The sequence below is a fragment of the Paraburkholderia sp. SECH4 genome (assembly GCF_030511745.1).
Classification (GTDB): Bacteria; Pseudomonadota; Gammaproteobacteria; order Burkholderiales; family Burkholderiaceae; genus Paraburkholderia; species Paraburkholderia madseniana.
The window spans coordinates 32,786-52,284 of record NZ_JALOCP010000049.1 but is presented as its reverse complement, the minus strand read 5'-3'; the positions used below and the strand labels follow the sequence as shown (position 1 = coordinate 52,284).

Sequence of the window (19,499 nt, the reverse complement as noted above, 5' to 3'; positions counted from 1 at the left end):
CCCGGACCATGTCTATAGGAATCAGATAACACGACAAGTAGTCTGACGCCGGGGGGCGACAACGCGGAGCAGGAAATCACATCCATCGTTCATTAGATGGCATTCGATCACTCGTTCATTACGCGAGCAATCCCGTATGAAACCATCAACGACTTGCTCGTCGACGTCATTAAGCCAAACCCGGACGAACGCCGTCAGGCCCAGCCCAATCTTCCATGGGTCCAAGACGGCTCGGTAGTGGTGAATTACCCCGCCTTCCTCCAAACGATGCTTGCGCCTTAAGCATTGCGTCGCCGAAATTCCAACTAACCGGGCAACGGCCGTGGCACCCAATCTCCCGTTCAATTGAAGGACACGTAGGATTTCTCGGTCGAGGCTATCAAGCTTCATTTATCGCTTTTTCCTGCGCTACCTGAATGAAAATATCTTTGCGCGGGGCCAAATCTATGGACGAGAAAGCTCTTTCGTTGCCTTCGCTGCGCATACTGCGAAGATCGCGTACGACGTCAGAGCTATGAGACCGGACGCTGCACAATAAACACGGCTCCCAGCATAGTCAGCAATCAAGCTGGTGACGCTCGAGAGCGCACTAATCGCTGTGGCGAAATACTTCAGCATCTTTGCCCTCCCACGTCTTGTCAGGAAAAAACGCTCCGCCCCCTTGGAGAAGGCGGAGCCAAACGCCCAGACCCCGTCAAGAGAATGGCGCAACTTAAGACAATGAATCCGATTCGATTGAAAACGCAGAGGCTGGAACTTAATGCCGCACTATCGCCTCGCGCGAATCCAACAGCGTGATGATGCTCACGGCGCCCACTTCTCGGATCTGCAGCGGTCGAAGGTAGAGGGCCCTGTTGGTTCGGGCGATATCTTAGAGTTTTACTTCGTCAACGAGGGTCTTCTTCCCGTCTTTGTAGCTGAAGATAGAGATCGTGCCGTGCTTCAGGTCGCCCTTCGGATCGAAGGCAATCCGTCCAATCACGCCGTCGTAACTCGTCGAGGGCATCGCGGCAAGAATCTTTGCCGGATCAGTCGAATTAGCGCGCTTCATTGCGTCGATAACAACGTTTGCAGCGTCGTATGCAAACGGCGCGAAACCTTGAATCGGTTGACCGAATCGTTTTAGATACTCAGCTTGGAACGCACTGCCTCCAGGCATCTTTTCCAGCGGAAGGCTTGCTTCGGAACACACGACGCTGTCAGCTGCCGCTCCAGCAAGTTCGGGCAGCTTCTCGGTGCAAGTACCGTCACCAGAAATGATCTTTGCGGTCAGGCCGAGCTGCTTGGCTTGCTTCGCAAGGGGGCCGCCGCCGGCATCATTGCCACCATACATAATTGCGTCCGGCCTCTCCGCCTTAATCTTTGTCAAGACCGCGCGGAAGTCAACGGCTTTATCGCTCGTGCCGTCATGTGATACGACTTTCAGTCCGGCAGCCTTCGCTGCTTGCTCGAACTGATCGGCAAGGCCTTGCCCATAGGCTGTCGAGTCGTCGATGACCGCGACAGTTTTTACCTTCATAGACTTGGCCGCATATTGTCCGAGTGCTGGGCCCTGCTGGGCATCTGTGGCAACGACGCGGAAAGTCGTTTTGAAACCTTGCTGTGTGAACGCGGGGTTAGTCGCAGACGGCGAAATTTCCACGATACCTGCATCGTTGTAAATCTTCGAGGCAGGTATCGAGGTTCCCGATTGCAGATGGCCAACGATGCCAATAACCTTATCATCGACCAGTCGCTGAGCAACTTGCGTCGCGGTGCGAGGGTCGCCGGCGTCATCTTGCGAGTCGAGCTTCAGTGTGACTTTTTGCCCACCGATGACCAAACCCTTCTGATTGGCGGCTTCAATTGCGAGGCGGGCACCGTTTTCCATATCCTTCCCGAGATGGGCGATATTCCCCGTCAACGGACCAACCACGCCCAGCATTACGGTTTCGTCGGCGAACGAGGGCTGCGTTGCTGCCGTAAGGACTACCAGCCCCGCGCTTATGTGGCGCAGCGCGTGAAATTGAGGGTTCACCATGATCTCCATCCGAAATATGCTTTATATGAGTGAGACTTCCATCGATTGCCGCCTGGACGATGCGTGCGACACCATCTCGAGATGCTCGGCGTATCGGTTAGGGCCAACGTGAATCGTTTAACTTCGATACGAGCATCCGAATTTCGCTCCCCCTTTCGCTTAGCCCCTCGTTCAGGAGGGGATACGGTATAGGCGGCTGCATCGTCCGCTGCAGTTCTCAGTTGCAACAATTCTGTCACTGCCAGTAATAGCAATCTTGACCAAGGCGGACGTCTTTTATTCGAATCGGCCGCGGTATAGCGGCTTTCTGCTTATTCGACGGAACAAGTGGTGACATAGGGAGCGGCGCAACTAAATCAACGCCGTCGGCGACGTTTGAGCTTGACTTGTACTCGCGAGGCGCGCCAGTTGCGCGACGAGTGAATGGCGTCGATTTGAAACTGCCTCCGGGAACGAATTCAAACGCGCTTTTTCAGCGCAGGGCGCTCGGCACCTATTCGTCTGATTCATCCCACCTTATGGCTCTAATGCGCCAACGTCGCTCCGCGCGCCCCAGAATGGGCCGCGGAGCCCTTAGGCGGTTCGCTCACCGCTTGATCGGTAAAAACAAGAATAGGAGGCTTGCCCCCGGCGGCTTACCCTACTCAATGATGGGTGGATCGCCTACACTTGTGTAAGCATGGATTTTGCTTTCGATTTGCTCGTACTTGCGTAACTAACGTCGATGTTGTGGATACACCATGGATAATCCTAAAAGCTGGACGAGATACGCGGACTTCTACCGCGCATCGCCATATTCAGCATTCCCCCAAGAGCACAAAGATTCGCCGGGTCGGCTGCCATTCCACATGATCACGGTGGACCAGCAGGACCACGAGTTCACAGACCCAGCGGTACCCGAGGCAGTGCTCGCGCTGCCTCTGTCGGCCCAGGAGGGAAACAGCTGGGCGTGGGATTTCGGCGATGGTTGGCATCGCGACTCGGCCGAACCTGGTCGCGTCTTGGTTTTGCCTCCGGATAACTCAAGCCAGTGGGAAGTTAGGGGGCAACGGAAGCTTCTCGTGCTTACGATCCCGTCGAAAACGGTAAAGCAAATCCTTGGATCGGGTGTGCCGGACCACATTGGGGAAGCGCTTATCCCCCTTGCTGACAAGACACTTGAAGACCCACTGATCCAGCCGTTGATGCTACGCCTGTGGGAAAGCCTTGCTGGCGCACACGCAACCGACAGACTGCTGGTTGATGGTGCTTTGGTGACGTTGGTATCTCACCTCATTCAACGCGCTGGCTGCGTGCAGAAAGTACCGAAATACGTTGCGCTACCCCCATGGCGCCTGAAGCGTGTACGAGAGTATGTTGAGGCTCATCTTCATGAAGAGGTCGACATCGTGACGCTTTCGGAAGTCGCTGGACTGAGCGTACGACACTTTTCGCGCGCCTTCCGCGAAGAGTTAGGCGAGACCCCCCACAAATGGTTGATGACGAGGCGTACGGAAAAAGCGATGGAGTTGATGACAGGTGCAAACATGGGACTTGCCCAAGTAGCAGAACTGTGTGGATTCGCAGGCCAAAGTCACTTCACAAAGGTCTTCAAACAGGTGACTGGGCACACACCGAAACGCTGGTACAACGAAAGGAAGCGCGGTTAAGATCCTTTCCCGCACCAACTGTCGCCTCCCGCGTGGGCCAAGCGCCATAATGACTGAGGGCCGCCACGTCCTGACAGCATTTGTACCGGACCTCCGGAATGAGTTGATCGGAGTGGTGAGGCGCAACTCGTATGTGTCGGTTTAAATACGCTCGTGATCACCTCGCGTCCTAAGTTGACCGAGAGCGCGAAACCGGTAGCATCCGAGGCGGATTCCTACGAATTGCGCGGCAAATCGGCCCCCGACCTTTCCAGCGCGTGTCTGGCTCGGGGCTCGAACATACACGCCGGATTTCACGACATGAGGAACTTCACCCCAAATCATCGCCGTGACGATTCTGCTGTATCAATGCGGGGTGCTTGTCTTCCTTATTCACCCAGATAAGCCGCCCGCACCTTCGGATCATCCAGCATCTGCTTCGCGTCGCCGGACATTGTGACCAGACCCGAGTCCATCACGTAGCCGCGATTCGCCGCCTGCAACGCGAGACGTGCGTTCTGCTCGACCAGCACCACGGTCATGCCTTCCGCTGAGATCGACCGCACCACTTCGAAGATCTTCTCGACCATGATCGGCGACAGACCCATCGACGGCTCATCCAGCAACAACAGCTTCGGCTTGCTGATGATCGCGCGCGCCATCGCCAGCATCTGCTGTTCGCCGCCCGAGAGCGTGCCCGCGTATTGCGTCGCCCGTTCCTTCAGGCGCGGGAAGAAGCCGAACATGCGATCGACGTCTGCCTTGATGGCGTCGGTATCGTTGCGCAGATACGCGCCCATCTGCATGTTCTCGACGATCGACATGCGCGAGAAAATTCCGCGGCCTTCCGGCACCATCGCGAGACCGCGCTTGAGCAGTTCGTGCGCCGGGATGCCCTTGATCGACTCACCCATGTACTCGATGTCGCCTGCCGAGTACGGCTTCAGACCCGTGATCGCCTTCATCGTCGTGGTCTTGCCCGCGCCGTTCGCGCCGATCAGCGTGACCAGTTCACCCTGCGCAACTTCGAGATCGATACCCTTGACTGCCTGGATGCCGCCGTAATTGACCTGCAGGCCCTTGATTTTCAACATTGCCGTTGCCATTAGTGGACCCCCGCACCCAGATAAGCTTCGATCACCTTCGGATCCTTCTGCACGTCTGAAGGCAGACCCTGCGCAATCACCTTGCCATAGTCGAGCACCGTCATCTGGTTGCACAGACCCATCACCAGTTTCACGTCGTGCTCGATCAGCAGGATCGTCTTGCCGTCGCTGCGGATCTTGTCGAGCAGCTTGGTCAGCTCGACCTTTTCCGTTGCGTTCATGCCGGCAGCCGGTTCATCCAGTGCGAGCAGCTTCGGATCCGTTGCCAGTGCACGGGCGATTTCCAGACGACGCTGGTGACCGTACGACAGATTGCGCGACGTGTAGTCCGCGTACTGCGCAATGCCGACGTACTCCAGCAGTTCGATCGCGCGTTCCTTGATCTCGCGCTCTTCCTTGCGCTCGGCCGGCGTCTGGAACACCGCGCCGATCAGGCCGTGTTTCGTACGCACGTGACGGCCGACCATCACGTTTTCCAACGCGGTCATGCCGCCGAACAGACGGATGTTCTGGAACGTACGGGCAATACCCGCCTTCGCCACCTGATAGACGGCGGTCGGCGTGTATTCCGTGCCGTTGAGCTTGAACTCGCCCGAATCCGGCGTGTACAGACCCGTGATCACGTTGAAGAAGGTCGTCTTGCCGGCACCGTTCGGACCGATCAGGCCATAAATCTGGCCCGCCTTGATCTGCAGGCCGACATCGGACAGTGCCTGCAAGCCGCCGAAGCGCTTGTTGACGCCCTTAACCGACAGGCGGATCTGATCGCTGCCGACGCCGTTGTTTACGTTATCGCTCATGTGATTTCTCCCTGCGGGCCTTAGGCGCGCACCGGCTTCTTGCCAGCACGCTTCGCCAGTTTCGCAATCTTGTCTTCGTGCTTCGGCGACGGCCACAGGCCTTCCGAGCGGTACAGCATGATCACGACCATCGCGAGGCCGTACAGCAACTGACGGATCACTTCGGTATCGACGATTTCATGGCCGAAGATCATGTTCTGCAACGGACCCATCGTCGAGCGCAGGAATTCCGGGAACACGGCGAGCAGCACCGCACCGAGAATCACGCCTGGGATGTGGCCCATACCGCCCAGCACCACGCACGCCAGCACCACGACCGATTCCCAGAACGTGAACGATTCCGGCGACACGAAGCCCTGGAACGAACCGAACATCGCGCCCGACAGGCCGCCGAACGACGCGCCCATTGCGAACGCCAGCAGCTTCACGTTACGGGTGTTGATGCCCATCGCCTTGGCGGCGATTTCGTCTTCGCGAATGGCGGCCCATGCACGGCCGATACGCGAGTGCTGCAAACGCGTACAGGTCCAGATCACGAACAGCGCGCACAACACGAACAGGTAGTAATACATGTACACCGACGGGAACGAGAACCCGAGGAACGTGTGTGTCTGCGCGAGGCTGAAGCCGCCTGCCGACACCGGAGCGATGCCGGTGATCCCCTTCGGCCCGTTCGTGATGTTGACCGGACGGTCGAGGTTGTTAATGAAGATCCGCACAATCTCCCCGAAGCCCAGTGTCACGATCGCGAGGTAGTCGCCGCGCAGACGCAAGGTCGGCGCGCCGAGCAGGACGCCGAAGGTCGCGGCGAGCCCCATCGCAATCGGCACGATGATCCAGATCGGCGTATGCAGGCCGCCCGGGAACAGGTGCGCAATCCACTCGAACTGCGAGGTCAGGTGGGGCGAACTCAGCAGCGCCGCGGTGTACGCGCCGATGGCGTAGAACGCGATGTAGCCCAAGTCCAGCAGGCCGGCGAAGCCGACCACCACGTTCAGGCCCAGCGCGAGCATCACATACAGCATCGCGAAGTCGAGCACGCGGACCCAGTAGTTGCCGCCGGCGGCACCGATGATCATCGGCGCGGCGATCACGAAGATCGCGGTGATGATGCCGACGGTCAGCGTCTTCGTCAGGTTCTTTTCAGGGATGAGCGTCGTGGACGGCTCGATCGGTTGAATTGAGGTCATGTCTGTCTACTCCTTATGCTCGATCCGCAACACGTTCGCCCAGCAGGCCCGACGGACGGAACACCAGCACGACGATCAGCACGATGAATGCGAACACGTCCTGGTAGTTACTGCCGAACACACCGCCAGTAAGGTTGCCGATGTAGCCGGCGCCCAACTGTTCGATCAGGCCGAGCAGCACGCCGCCCACCATCGCCCCGCCGAGATTGCCGATCCCGCCCAGCACCGCCGCGGTAAAGGCCTTCAGACCCGGGATGAAGCCCATATAGAAGTGTGCGTTGCCGTATTCGGACGCGATCATCACGCCGGCCAGAGCGGCAAGCGCCGAGCCGATCATGAAGGTCGCCGAAATCACGAAATTCGGGTTCACGCCCATCAGGCTGGCGACGCCCGGGTTCTCAGCAATCGCACGCATCGCGCGGCCCAGCTTGGTCTTGTGAACCAGCAACAGCAGACCGCCCATCACGAGGAACGCCACGACCATGATCACGATTTCGGTCATCGAGATCACGGCGCCAGGCGTCGTATCGGTGGCCTTGATCACGTTGATCGGGTCAGTAGGCAACAGCTGCGGGAACGGCAGCGGGTTGCGCGACCAGATCATCATCGCGAGGGTTTGCAGCAGGATCGACACGCCGATCGCGGTGATCAGCGGGGCGAGACGCGGTGCTTTACGCAACGGCCGGTAGGCCACGCGCTCAATCGTATAGCCGACCAGCGAGCAGACCACTGCCGCGATGATCAACGCGATGACGAGCGTCGGCACATTGCCGAGGCCGGGGAAATGGTTCTGAAGCACGCCTACGGCTGAGAGCGCAACCATCGCGCCCACCATCAACACATCGCCGTGCGCGAAGTTGATGATGCCCAGGATGCCGTAAACCATCGTATAGCCCAGTGCGATGATGGCGTAAACGCTGCCAAGCACCAGCCCGTTGAGGACCTGCTGCAGAAAGATATCCATAAGAACTCCTCGACTCTCAGGGATGCTGAAGTACAGACCATTTATCTCAACTCAGATGTCGATAAATATATGGAAAATACGCTCAGCGTCTCCAAGATATAAAAAGACTAAGCAAACTGGAGTCGTCGACGAATCCGAGCGTGCCCAGTAGGGCGAACGGCGCGAACACTAACAAAGCTGGGTGTATCGGCCTCTGGCTAGCGTCGCGAGTTATACATTCGTTGCACGACCCGGGTTGTCGCGTGACTATCGCAACCCTTTTTTGTTGTCCAAGAAACATGCGACAAAACGACGAATCTGGTACTCCATTCAACCTATGCCTTGGCAAACTCGGCGAGCAGCGACCCCACTACGCCTCATAAAACGCTCATCGCCGGGCGTTGCGCCTCAGGCGGAAACACGCGCCACATCCCGTCATCGTGGAGAAAGAAGAAAATTGTCAGCGTGCCTGCTGGCCACATTACCTCCACGCATACAGAGTGCCTCTGATTTAAGCGTCTACGGCTAAACCTTGTCGCTCTAACCGGAGCCACCGGAGCCAACCCAAGCCATTTTTCGACCAGTAGACGCAAAGACCCATTTGTCGTAGCCATCAACCCCTCATTCCCGACTTCCAATCTCGCAGTTGGCGGCATTACCAGTTTGGCTAAGGACTACCAATCACATGCGATCGGGAGCGACAAGCCTCTGCTTGTTCCGTAGGGAGCTCTCGCGGGACGATCCCATGGCTGCCGTCACGAGAGCTTCGCATGCAAATTAACAGTGCCTGAACATTGAGGTCTATGGACTCTTGCGCTGCGGCGGCAAGTCGGTGCAGACGCCTTCGTACAACTCGGCGGCCATACCGATCGATTCGCCGAGCGTCGGGTGTGGGTGAATCGTCTTACCGATATCCGTTGCGTCCGCGCCCATTTCGACTGCGAGGCACACTTCGCTGATCAGGTCGCCCGCGTTCAAACCGACGATCCCGCCGCCGATCACGCGGTGCGTTTCTTCGTCGAACAGCAGCTTGGTGAAGCCTTCGTCACGGCCGTTGGCGATCGCGCGGCCCGAAGCGGCCCACGGGAACACCGCCTTGCCGTATTTGACGCCCTCGGCCTTTAGCTGATCTTCCGTCTTGCCGGCCCACGCCACTTCCGGATCGGTGTAGGCCACCGACGGAATCTGCAGCGCATCGAAGTACGCCTTCTCGCCGTGAGCCACTTCAGCGGCGACGTGAGCTTCGTGCACGGCTTTGTGCGCGAGCATCGGCTGACCGACGATATCGCCGATCGCGAAGATATGCGGCACGTTGGTGCGCATCTGCTTGTCGACGTCGATGAAGCCGCGATCCGTTACGGCCACGCCTGCATTGTCCGCGCCGATCTTCTTGCCATTCGGCGTACGGCCGACGGCGACCAGCACGAGGTCATAGCGTTGCGCTTCGGCCGGGGCCTTTTCGCCTTCGAACGACACGTAGATGCCGTCGTCTTTCGCTTCCGCCGCGGTGGTTTTGGTCTTCAGCATGACGTTGGCGAAACGCTTGCTGTTGTACTTCTCCCAGACCTTGACCAGATCGCGATCCGCGCCGGCCATCAGACCGTCGAGCATTTCGACCACATCGATCTGTGCGCCGAGCGTGGCATAGACCGTCGCCATTTCGAGCCCGATGATGCCGCCGCCGACCACCAGCATGCGCTGCGGAATCTGACGCAGTTCGAGCGCGCCGGTCGAATCGACCACACGCGGATCTTCCGGAATGAACGGCAGCTTCACCGCTTCCGAGCCCGCAGCGATGATGGCCTGCTTGAACTTGACGACCTTCTTGCCGCCTTCGGTCTGCACTTCCATGTGATACGGATCGACGAACGAGCCGGTACCCGTCACGACTTCGACCTTGCGCATCTTGGCCATGCCGGCGAGACCGCCGGTGAGCTTCTTGACGACGCCCGACTTGAAGTCACGCAGCTTATCGAGATCGATTTGCGGCTTGCCGAACGTGATGCCATGCGCGCCGAGCGCTTCCGCTTCGTCGATAACGAGCGCCGTGTGCAGCAGCGCCTTCGAGGGAATACAGCCGACATTCAGACAGACGCCGCCGAGCGTGGAATAGCGTTCGACGAGCACCGTCTTCATGCCGAGGTCGGCCGAGCGGAACGCAGCCGAGTAACCGCCGGGACCCGAACCGAGCACGAGCATGTCGCATTCGATATCCGCGCTGCCGGAGAAGCTACCGGCTTGCGGAGCGGGCGCTGCCACTTTGGGCGCAGCAGGTGCAGGTGCTGCTGCCGCCGGAGCGGGCGCTTTCTCAGGCGTCTTAGCTGGAGCTGCATCTGCGGACGTTTCGACTAACGCGATGACCGTACCTTGCGAGACTTTGTCGCCGGCCTTGATGCGTACTTCCTTGACGGTGCCGGCGGTATCGCTCGGCACTTCGATGGAGGCCTTATCGGACTCGAGCGTCATCAGCGCCTGCTCGTTCTCGATGACATCGCCCGGTTTGATATTGACTTCGATGACATCGACGTCCTTGAAGTCACCGATATCCGGCACTTTTACTTCGATGAAACGCATTACTGTTCCCTTCTCTTATTGATCGGTGCTGAGGCACGCAAACAGATAAACGCGGATATCTCTGAGTGACCCGCGCCTGCGCCAAAAACCTCACCAACCGAATCAAAGAATCACACGCCGGAAATCGGCAAGAATCGCACCCACATACGCGTTAAAGCGTGCCGCTTCCGCACCGTCGATAACCCGATGGTCATACGACAGCGACAACGGTAACATTAGTCGTGGCACGAATTCTCTGCCGTCCCAGACTGGCTTCATAGCACCACGCGACAGGGCAAGAATCGCCACCTCTGGTGCATTCACTATCGGGGTACAGCTGGTTCCTCCAATACCACCTAGTGAAGAAATCGAGAAGCACCCACCTTGCATCTGATCCGGTTTCAGCTTGCCATCACGCGCGAGTTTCGAAAGCTCAGCCATTTCTCTGGCGGTTTCGACAAGCCCCTTCTTGTCAGCATCGCGGATTACCGGCACGACCAGACCGTTCGGCGTGTCAGCCGCAAAACCGATGTGGCAGTACTGCTTGAACACGAGGTTGTCGCCGTCGAGGCTCGCGTTGAACGTGGGGAATTTTCTCAACGCGGACACGGCCGCTTTGATCACGAACGACAACATCGTGATCTTCACACCAGCCTTTTCGTTTTCCTTGTTCAATTGCACACGCAGCGCTTCGAGTTCCGTGATGTCCGCTTCATCGTTGTTCGTGACGTGCGGAATCATGACCCAGTTGCGATGCAGGTTCGCGCCCGAGATCTTCTTGATGCGCGACAGCGGCTTCGGATCGACCGGGCCGAACTTGGTGAAGTCGACCTTGGGCCACGGCAGCAGGTTCAGCTCACCGCCGTCGGCTGCAGCGGGCGAAACACGCGGCGCGCTCAAAGCAAGCTTGACGAAGGCAGCAACGTCTACCTGTGTAATTCGGCCTTTCGAACCCGTACCCCGAACTTGAGCCAAATCGACGCCGAGCTCACGAGCGAACTTGCGCACAGATGGCGAAGCGTGGCTTGCATGAGATCCATCTCTTTCACCAACAGGAATCGCTGGCGCTTGTGCAAGCGCTGACGGCGACGCCACAGTAGGCCCAGAACCAACTACGCCATCGGGCCAACTTTCAACTGCTTTCTGCCCCGCTACTGGAGCAGAAGCAGGAGCAGGAGACGATGCTGCCTCTCCATCATCGGTAGACACAACGACGATCACCACGCCTTCCGACACGAAATCGCCAACCTTGACCTTCAACTCCTTAACGACACCCGCGACCGAACTCGGTACATCCATCGTCGCCTTGTCGGATTCGAGCGTTACCAGCGACTGCTCTTTCTCTACACGATCGCCGACCCTCACCGCGACTTCGATCACGGGAATGTTTTTGAAATCGCCGATATCCGGAACCTTCACTTCCTCCACACCACCGCTTGCGATAGCCCTGGTGGCCAAGGCCTGTGTCGACGTGGGTATCTGCGTATAAGCAGGAACTGCTTCCAAAGCCGACTCAGCCATGACGCCTTCAGCGGTTTCTAGCACAACAATCAACGCGCCCTCAGACACATTGTCACCAACTTTGACGGCTACTTCCTTGACGATGCCTGACGCCGAGCTTGGCACGTCCATCGTCGCTTTGTCCGATTCGAGCGTCACAAGCGATTGCTCTCTTTCAACGATGTCACCCGTCTTTACCAGCACCTCGATCACAGGAATATCTTTGTAGTCGCCAATATCCGGCACTTTTACTTCAATCGCATGGCTCATCTATCGTCTCTCCAGTCCCGCGATCATCTTCCGACGGAAGACTGCCCACGGTCTCGCGCAGCGCGAACATTAAGCAGCCGTCCGTTACCCGTAGTCCGGACCGACTGATTCCAGTTGTGTATCGTGGATTAAGTTGTGTCGTGGATTCGCGACGGCTACCCTCTCTGGGCAACGCCTAATCCCGAAAGTCAGAGTCGTGCGGATCACCTAGCAGCATATCGTTCAAACCTCGGCCAGATCGGACCATCGGCCATACGTTCTCATTGGGATCTACTGCGAAATCCAGGAAGACAGTTCGATCCTTCAATCCGATCGCTTCTCTCAGCGCTGGCTCGACCTCTTCCGGTTTTTCGATTCTCATCCCGACATGACCGTATGCCTTTGCGAGTGCAACAAAGTCGGGTAATGCTTCGAGATAAGATTGCGAATATCGCTGGCCATACTCGACGTGCTGAAGCTGCCTCACCATTCCAAGATAGCCATTGTTCAGAGAGATGACCTTCACTGCCAGATCGTACTGGCGGCAGGTGGAAAGCTCCTGGATGCACATTTGAATTGAACCGTCACCTGTGATTGTGAACACATCAGACTCAGGGAATGCGGCTTTAACGCCCATAGCGTAGGGCAACCCCACCCCCATGGTTCCAAGGCCGCCTGAATTGATCCATTGCCGAGGACGTGAGAACGGATAATGTTGCGCCGTCCACATCTGATGCTGGCCAACGTCGGAGCAGACAAACGAATCATCACCCGCCAATTCAGACAGTTTCTCAATAACAAACTGAGGCTTGATGGTTGTCCCGGTTGACGAATATTCGAGACAACGCTTTTGTCGCCAACGGTTGATAGACTCCCACCAATTCACACGATCCGAATCATGAACTTTCGCCGTCTTCAGCGCTTCGTTCAGCTTTTTCAGAACGAGCCGAGCGTCGCCGACAATCGGAATGTCCGCCGACACCCGTTTTCCGATACTGGCAGGGTCGATGTCGATATGAATCACCTTTCTTCCGCTAGAGAGGAAATCCGCGACATTGCCCACTACCCGATCGTCGAAGCGGGCCCCCACCGCAATCAATACATCACACTCCTGCATTGCGCGATTGGCCTCGTATGTGCCGTGCATGCCAAGCATACCGACAAAGTTCGGAGAGTGAGCGGGATATGCGCCGAGCGCCATCAGGGTCGTCGTAACTGGTGCTTTCAGCAACGAGACAAGTTCAATCAACTCGCGGTGTGCCTCCGAGATGACAACGCCACCACCCGCATACACATAGGGCCGTTTTGCGGCAGCCAGCATCGCCGCAGCATTCCTGATCTGGTTGAAGCTGCCGTCCGTCACCGGACGGTACGACCGTATTTTTACCGACGCCGGATAAGAAAAGGCCGCACGATCCAAGGCTACGTCTTTTGGCACATCAATCAGGACTGGACCGGGCCGGCCAGTTCTGGCAATGTGAAACGCTTTCTTGAGAATCGTCGGTAGATCGCCTACGTCGAGAACCAAGAAACTGTGCTTTACTACCGGTCGGGTTATACCGATCGCGTCGCATTCCTGGAATGCGTCCTGCCCAATCATCGCTCGTGGAACGTTTCCGGAGATCACGACCATCGAGACGGAATCGAAATAGGCGGTCGCAATGCCGGTTACCGCATTGGTAATGCCGGGTCCGGACGTGACCAACGCTACACCGACTGAACCCGTAGCTCGAGCGTAACCGTCTGCTGCGTGAACGGCCCCTTGTTCATGTCGGACAAGATAGTGGATGACGGCGGATTGCTGTTCCAAGGCGTCGTAGATGGGAAGAACTGCGCCGCCCGGGTATCCCCAGATTTTGGTAACACCCTCAATCTCGAGCGCACGGATGATCATCTCCGCGCCGCTTATGACCTCATGCAGAACTTTCTTGGGCGAGCGAAACTCTGCAACGGGCATATTCATTTTTGTCTCCTGCTGAAAATCACAAGCAAATTCGGCCAACGGTCGTAACTTCGTCTTCGATATGCGACAGAATGTGCGCGCGTACTCCACACGGAAGGACGGCGAACCAAGCCTGATGCATGAGACCTTTTTGGGGGAAAACGTGAACTACGCAACTTAAATAGGCGTAAGAATGGCAACGGCAAACTGCCTGATCATCCTCGAACCAGCCTTTCTGCAATCTCCGACTGCAGCCTGAAAAACATGGGCCTTGCGGGACGTCCATCATGTGAACACCCCGCAATCCCTCACTAGATAGCCCAGTGCGTTATCGACTCCAGGGCGCCGCCTCGTCAGCTACGATGCCATAGCGCCCGATAGCTTGTGCCACGGTGGCTTGTGGCACCTCGCCGTCAAGCGCAAGAGCATGTAAAGCACTCACAACGATGCTGAAGCGATCGACCTCAAAGAAGCTTCGCAAAGCGGCACGTGTGTCGCTTCGACCGAAGCCGTCAGTACCGAGGGCAACGAATCGGCCACTGACGTACGAGGAGATCAACTGTGGACATGCACGGACATAGTCACTCGCCGCGACGATCGGCGCAGCACCCTTCAGGCAGCCCTCAACGTGACTAGTCCGTCGCTCCTCCAGCGGATGGAGACGATTCCGACGCTCGACTTCTCTAGCTTCGCGTGCCAGTTCGCTGAAACTCGTCACGCTCCAAATTTCGGCTACGATACCCCAGTCTTTCAGGAGAAGCTCAGATGCTTCGATCACTTCTCTAAGGATGGGACCGGAGCCAAGCAAACGCACTCTGGCGACTTCTCCCCCCTCTGACGTTTTAGAGAAGCGATACATGCCCTTGATTACATCCCCGGCAACATCGGCGGGCAGTGACGGATTGGCGTAATTCTCATTCGCAAGGGTCACGTAGTAGAACACGTCCTGTTGCTGCTCCATCATCTCCCGTGCACCATGGTCTAGGATGATCGCAAGCTCCCCTGCAAACGCCGGATCGTATGCACGGCAATTGGGAATGGTGGCGGCAACAATATGACTACTGCCATCCTGGTGTTGCAGGCCCTCTCCGCCGAGAGTGGTTCGACCGGCTGTCGCACCCAGCAGGAAGCCTCGTGCCCGCTGGTCCGCTGCTGCCCATATCAGGTCGCCAACCCGCTGGAACCCAAACATCGAATAGTAGATATAGAAAGGAAGCATAGCTTCCCCGTGGACGCTGTAAGAAGTCGCGGCAGCAACCCACGAAGAAAGTGCGCCCGCCTCCGTGATCCCTTCTTCAAGCAGTTGCCCGTTCTTGCTCTCTCGATAATAGAGAAGAGAGCTAGCATCCTCAGGTTCATACAATTGGCCATGAGGGGAATAGATGCCAATCTGGCGAAACAGGCTCGCCATTCCGAACGTTCGGGCTTCGTCGGCCACAATCGGCACAATCCGCTTGCCGAGTTCTGAGTCCTTCAGCCAACTAGTGAAGAGGCGGACCGCAGCCGTAGTGGTCGACATCTCCTTACCGTCAGACTGCAACGCGAATCGCCCATGCTCCGCCAACGCCGGAATCGAGACCGGGGTGCATTTTCTACTCCGAACCGGCAAGAAGCCGCCAAGAGCCTCTCTGCGCTCCCTCAAGTAATGCAGTTCTTCGCTCCCTTCAGCCGGCTTGTAGAAGCGCATCTCATCAACATCGTTATCCGACAGCGGAAGTGCAAAGCGATCACGAAAGGCGCGAAGTGCCTCGACATCGAGTTTCTTTTGCTGATGCGATGTCATCCGGGACTCGCCGGCGCCACCCATACCATAGCCTTTCTTCGTTTTTGCGAGGATAACCGTCGGTTGCCCCTTGTGATCCTGCGCAGCCTTGAAAGCGGCGTAAAGCTTACGGAAATCATGACCACCTCTTTTCAGCTTATCGATTTCACTGTCGCTCAGGTGCGAGACGAGCTTTCGTACCTCGGGATCAGAATCGAAGAAATGCGTAAGGTTGTAGGCGCCACTATTAGCTCCAAGCGTCTGATACTGACCATCAACCGTTTCGGCGAAACGACGCAGAAGGACCCCGTCCATATCTCTGGAAAAGAGTTCATCCCACTCGGAGCCCCAGATGACTTTAACGACGTTCCAACCGGCGCCGATGAACAGCGCTTCCAGCTCCTGGATAATTTGGCCGTTACCGCGAACTGGACCGTCCAAACGCTGCAAATTACAGTTAATGATGAACGTGACGTTGTCGAGCCGCTCCCGTGCCGCAAGCGTCAGAGCCCCAATCGACTCAGGCTCATCCATCTCACCATCACCGAACACCCCCCAAACATGGCGACCGTCGGTCTGCTTGATGCCGCGATGCTCGAGGTAGCGCATGAAGCGCGCGTGGTAGATGGAACTGATAGGCCCAATGCCCATCGAACCGGTAGGGAACTGCCAGAAATCCGGCATCAACCAAGGGTGCGGGTAGGACGACAAGCCGCCTCCGGCAACCTCTTGCCGGTAGCGAGACAGATGTTCTTCCGTGAGACGCCCTTCCAGAAATGCGCGCGCGTACACGCCAGGAGCGGAATGCGGCTGATAGAAGACCAGATCTGCCGAAGACTGCCTTTCAGCTTTAAAGAAGTGGTTGAACCCCACTTCGAAAATTTCCGCAGCGGAGGCATAACTGGCGATATGCCCGCCAAGTTCGCCATATGCCCTGTTCGCGCGAACAACCATCGCCAAAGCGTTCCAACGGATGATCGAGGTTATCCGCTCTTCAACGCTCAGCTTCCCGGGATATTGAGGCTGCGCGGCAAGCCCTATCGTATTGCAATAAGGCGTCACCCGCGCGGGCCGGTTGCCAAGGCCTAAGCGGGCCGCCTTTCCCTCAAGCTGCTGGAGAATGTATGCGCCGCGCTCAGGCCCGGCTGCCTTCACTACAGCCTCGAGTGCGTCAAGCCATTCTCGAGTCTCGTCAGGGTCTTGGTCGCCGTGGACGGCGGCTTGAGCTGCAAGCCGCAAAAAGGTGGTTTCGATGTGGTTCATATAGTCTCACAACCCGAAAATCGCCGACGCGGCTAGCATGATTTAACCGGTCCGCTTTACATGAAATCGCTCTGTCAATTGATGGCCACAGACCTGCAACCGCGAACAATGGCCTGACGGCATGGACTATCAACGAACCACCCCGTTTCAATCCGATAGGACAAAAAGTCAGTCGACGTAAACGGTTGGGTCCCGCCAGCAAAATGAAAGGTCAGCAGCGTTTAGAGTGCATCCTTCAATAGACGGCCTAGCGTCACAATGCCTTTGATGATTCCGGCGTCGGATTGTGTCGAGTAACTAACTCGCGCATGATTCTCGCGCTGATTCACTGGAAAAAAAGGAGCCCCCGGGACATACGCAACTTTCCCTTCGGGAACCGCCTTCTGCCGCATGAATGCACCCGCATCGAAACCTTCCGGGAAGGTCAGCCAGGTGAACATGCCACCGCTCGGCTCGGTGAATCGAATCGACGCGGGGAATTCGCGACGAATCGTCTGAAGCATCAGGTCCTTCTTGGCACGATAAGCCGTACGAATGGACGCGATGTGGGCATCAACATCGTAAGTGTCCAGATACAGCGAAACGGCCGCCATGTTTAGGGTGCTGCACTGCGTGTCCGCGGCGAGCTTCAGCAAACCGAGTTGCTGGATCAGCTCGCTTGACGCGACAGCCCAACCCAAGCGTAGGCCGGGCGCCAAGATCTTGGAGAAGCTGCCCAAGAAAATGACTCTGCCTTCCGTATCCATCGACTTAAGGGGAGGGACAGCCTCTCCTGAGAATCTGAGCTCGCGGTACGGCGAATCCTCAAGCACAATGAGATCGTACTTGTTGGCGAGTTCGATCAAGCGTTTCCGTCGCTCCAAGCTCATGGTGACGCCGCTTGGATTCTGAAAATCTGGAACGGTGTAAAGAAGCTTTGCCTGAGGATTCTGCTCAAGCACACGCTCAAGCTCATCCATCTTCATACCGTCGTCGTCCATCTCAACGCCGATATAACTTGGCTCATACGGATTGAATGCGATCAGCGCGCCGAGAAAAGTCGGGCTTTCAGTAATGATGATATCGCCTCGGTCCACGACCATCTTCGAGACTAGATCAAGACCCTGCTGACCACCCTGAAGTACGAGCACATCGTCAGCACCGCAATCGATGCCATCGAGATTCATGCGCCGCGCGATTTGCTCACGCAGACGAGGCGTACCGTTCGAAACGGTATATTGCAGCGAATCCCTGCCCGTCTCGGTGATGGCTCGATGGTACACGTCGTTCAGTTGCTCAAGCGGAAAGAGCGACGCGTCAGGATAGCCGCCGCCGAACGAAATAATCTCCGGATCTGCGCCCAAACTCAGCAGCTCTCGAATGGCCGACGGCTTAACGTATTTCATTCGGCTTGCCAGACTTTTGCTCATAATTATTCTTCCCAATTTCTCTGTCGATAGGGCTTACGTAACGCCAACTCGATATCAAACAATCCCCGGATACGAAGCCCTGTCGAACAACGCGTCAGCCGAAGCTGATTAGGTGGCCGCCTGTTCCGACGCACGTCGAACCATGTCAAGCGCCACATCAATGATCATGTCCTCTTGGCCGCCAATCAATCGGCGCTTTCCAATTTCAACAAGGACTACGCGGGGATCAAGGTTAAATCGCTCGGCAGCTTTCTCCGCATGACGCAGAAAGCTGGAGTAAACTCCCGCATAACCCAACGTCAGCGTCTCGCGATCCACTCGGACCGGACGGTCCTGGATGGGTCTGACCAAGTCGTCTGCCGCATCCTGTAGCTTGAAGAGATCGCAGTTGTGTTCCCATTCGTTTCGATTGGCAACTGCGATAAATGCCTCAATTGGGCAATTACCTGCACCTGCGCCCATACCTGCCAAAGAGGCGTCGATCCGCGTCGCACCGTTCTCAACTGCCAGCACCGAATTCGCAACTGACAAAGACATGTTTTCGTGCGCGTGAATGCCTCGCTCCGTTCCCGGCAGGAGCGTCGACGCCAATGCCCTAAAGCGCGCTTCTGTGGCCTTCATCGTCAGGCCACCCGCCGAATCCGCGACATAGACACATTCCGCCCCGTAGCTTTCCATTTTCTTCGCCTGAACAGCGAGGTTCTCAGGCGACGTTGCCGAGGACATCATGAGAAATCCCGACACGTGCATCCCAAGATCCCTCGCTGCCGCGATATGTTGCGCCGAGACGTCTGCCTCGGTGCAGTGCGTCGCGATTCGGATCATCTGAACACCGTGGGCGTGCGCCCGCTTGATGTCGTCGATCGTCCCGATCCCCGGCAACAGCACGGTCATCAGCTTGGCGCGCTTACAGACCTTTGCGGCTGCCTCGATGTACGCCACATCGGTATGTTTGCTAAATCCGTACGCGATACTCGATCCGTTCAAGCCGTCGCCGTGCCCCACTTCGATCGCGTCAACACCGGCTTCATCCAAGGCTGCAGCGATGTCACGGACGTGCCCGAGGTCATACTGATGTCGAATGGCATGCGATCCGTCGCGGAGAGTCACATCGGTGATAAAGAGTTTGGTCAT

General features: G+C 57.1%; 13 protein-coding genes. 1 reads left to right on the top strand and 12 read right to left on the bottom strand.

Annotated features, from left to right (window positions below; genetic code table 11):
* Positions 1-21: 21 nt before the first annotated feature.
* Positions 22-390 (bottom strand): Lrp/AsnC family transcriptional regulator, encoded by a 369-nt coding sequence (locus M0D67_RS42180; protein ID WP_367892360.1) that lies wholly within the window; start codon positions 388-390, stop codon positions 22-24.
* A 481-nt stretch (positions 391-871) separates the two neighbouring features.
* On the bottom strand, positions 872-2,020 hold the full coding sequence (locus M0D67_RS37460) for a branched-chain amino acid ABC transporter substrate-binding protein (RefSeq protein ID WP_266242286.1): 1,149 nt from the start codon (positions 2,018-2,020) through the stop codon (positions 872-874).
* 740 nt (positions 2,021-2,760) lie between these two features.
* Here M0D67_RS37460 and M0D67_RS37455 point away from each other — a divergent pair.
* Positions 2,761-3,669: an AraC family transcriptional regulator gene (locus M0D67_RS37455; RefSeq protein ID WP_266242284.1), complete on the top strand. Its 909-nt coding sequence runs from the start codon at positions 2,761-2,763 to the stop codon at positions 3,667-3,669.
* 368 nt (positions 3,670-4,037) lie between these two features.
* Here the strand turns inward: M0D67_RS37455 and M0D67_RS37450 are convergent, their stop codons facing one another.
* The 10 genes from M0D67_RS37450 to dmpG all read right to left on the bottom strand — a co-directional run bounded on the left by M0D67_RS37450 (position 4,038) and on the right by dmpG (position 19,499).
* Entirely contained in the window at positions 4,038-4,754 is a 717-nt protein-coding gene (locus M0D67_RS37450) for an ABC transporter ATP-binding protein (RefSeq protein ID WP_266242282.1), read from the bottom strand.
* The gene (locus M0D67_RS37445; protein WP_266242280.1) at positions 4,754-5,554 is read right to left on the bottom strand and encodes an ABC transporter ATP-binding protein; all 801 of its coding nucleotides are present in this window, start codon (positions 5,552-5,554) and stop codon (positions 4,754-4,756) included. The genes M0D67_RS37450 and M0D67_RS37445 overlap by 1 nt, the downstream gene beginning before the upstream one ends.
* A 20-nt stretch (positions 5,555-5,574) precedes the next feature.
* On the bottom strand, positions 5,575-6,744 hold the full coding sequence (locus M0D67_RS37440; RefSeq protein WP_171926115.1) for an ABC transporter ATP-binding protein: 1,170 nt from the start codon (positions 6,742-6,744) through the stop codon (positions 5,575-5,577).
* A gap of 13 nt (positions 6,745-6,757) precedes the next feature.
* A complete protein-coding gene (locus M0D67_RS37435; RefSeq protein ID WP_266242277.1) occupies positions 6,758-7,708 on the bottom strand; it encodes a branched-chain amino acid ABC transporter permease in 951 nt (316 codons plus the stop codon).
* A gap of 780 nt (positions 7,709-8,488) precedes the next feature.
* On the bottom strand, positions 8,489-10,261 hold the full coding sequence (gene lpdA, locus M0D67_RS37430; RefSeq protein ID WP_266242274.1) for a dihydrolipoyl dehydrogenase: 1,773 nt from the start codon (positions 10,259-10,261) through the stop codon (positions 8,489-8,491).
* 102 nt (positions 10,262-10,363) lie between these two features.
* Positions 10,364-12,010: a dihydrolipoyllysine-residue acetyltransferase gene (aceF, locus tag M0D67_RS37425; protein ID WP_266242271.1), complete on the bottom strand. Its 1,647-nt coding sequence runs from the start codon at positions 12,008-12,010 to the stop codon at positions 10,364-10,366.
* Positions 12,011-12,185: 175 nt separating this feature from the next.
* Positions 12,186-13,952, bottom strand: a complete 1,767-nt coding sequence (gene ilvB, locus M0D67_RS37420; protein ID WP_266242269.1) for a biosynthetic-type acetolactate synthase large subunit — start codon at positions 13,950-13,952, stop codon at positions 12,186-12,188.
* Positions 13,953-14,259: 307 nt separating this feature from the next.
* Positions 14,260-16,956 carry an alpha-ketoglutarate dehydrogenase gene (mdeB, locus tag M0D67_RS37415; RefSeq protein ID WP_266242266.1) on the bottom strand — a complete coding sequence of 899 codons (2,697 nt, stop codon included), beginning with the start codon at positions 16,954-16,956 and terminating at the stop codon, positions 14,260-14,262.
* A 221-nt stretch (positions 16,957-17,177) separates the two neighbouring features.
* Entirely contained in the window at positions 17,178-18,341 is a 1,164-nt protein-coding gene (locus M0D67_RS37410; protein WP_266242263.1) for a PLP-dependent aminotransferase family protein, read from the bottom strand.
* Between the two features lie 132 nt (positions 18,342-18,473).
* Complete coding sequence (gene dmpG / locus M0D67_RS37405) at positions 18,474-19,499, bottom strand: 4-hydroxy-2-oxovalerate aldolase (RefSeq protein WP_266242261.1); 1,026 nt, start codon at positions 19,497-19,499, stop codon at positions 18,474-18,476.

What these genes read in the sequence shown, in the direction of transcription:
- M0D67_RS42180 (WP_367892360.1), bottom strand. Translation starts at nt 390, where the DNA reads ATGAAGCTTGATAGCCTCGACCGAGAAATCCTACGTGTCCTTCAATTG.
- M0D67_RS37445 (WP_266242280.1), bottom strand. Translation starts at nt 5,554, where the DNA reads ATGAGCGATAACGTAAACAACGGCGTCGGCAGCGATCAGATCCGCCTG.
- M0D67_RS37435 (WP_266242277.1), bottom strand. Translation starts at nt 7,708, where the DNA reads ATGGATATCTTTCTGCAGCAGGTCCTCAACGGGCTGGTGCTTGGCAGC.
- M0D67_RS37450 (WP_266242282.1), bottom strand. Translation starts at nt 4,754, where the DNA reads ATGGCAACGGCAATGTTGAAAATCAAGGGCCTGCAGGTCAATTACGGC.
- mdeB (WP_266242266.1), bottom strand. Translation starts at nt 16,956, where the DNA reads ATGAACCACATCGAAACCACCTTTTTGCGGCTTGCAGCTCAAGCCGCC.
- M0D67_RS37460 (WP_266242286.1), bottom strand. Translation starts at nt 2,020, where the DNA reads ATGGTGAACCCTCAATTTCACGCGCTGCGCCACATAAGCGCGGGGCTG.
- M0D67_RS37410 (WP_266242263.1), bottom strand. Translation starts at nt 18,341, where the DNA reads ATGAAATACGTTAAGCCGTCGGCCATTCGAGAGCTGCTGAGTTTGGGC.
- M0D67_RS37440 (WP_171926115.1), bottom strand. Translation starts at nt 6,744, where the DNA reads ATGACCTCAATTCAACCGATCGAGCCGTCCACGACGCTCATCCCTGAA.
- aceF (WP_266242271.1), bottom strand. Translation starts at nt 12,010, where the DNA reads ATGAGCCATGCGATTGAAGTAAAAGTGCCGGATATTGGCGACTACAAA.
- M0D67_RS37455 (WP_266242284.1), top strand. Translation starts at nt 2,761, where the DNA reads ATGGATAATCCTAAAAGCTGGACGAGATACGCGGACTTCTACCGCGCA.
- ilvB (WP_266242269.1), bottom strand. Translation starts at nt 13,952, where the DNA reads ATGAATATGCCCGTTGCAGAGTTTCGCTCGCCCAAGAAAGTTCTGCAT.
- lpdA (WP_266242274.1), bottom strand. Translation starts at nt 10,261, where the DNA reads ATGCGTTTCATCGAAGTAAAAGTGCCGGATATCGGTGACTTCAAGGAC.
- dmpG (WP_266242261.1), bottom strand. Translation starts at nt 19,499, where the DNA reads ATGACCAAACTCTTTATCACCGATGTGACTCTCCGCGACGGATCGCAT.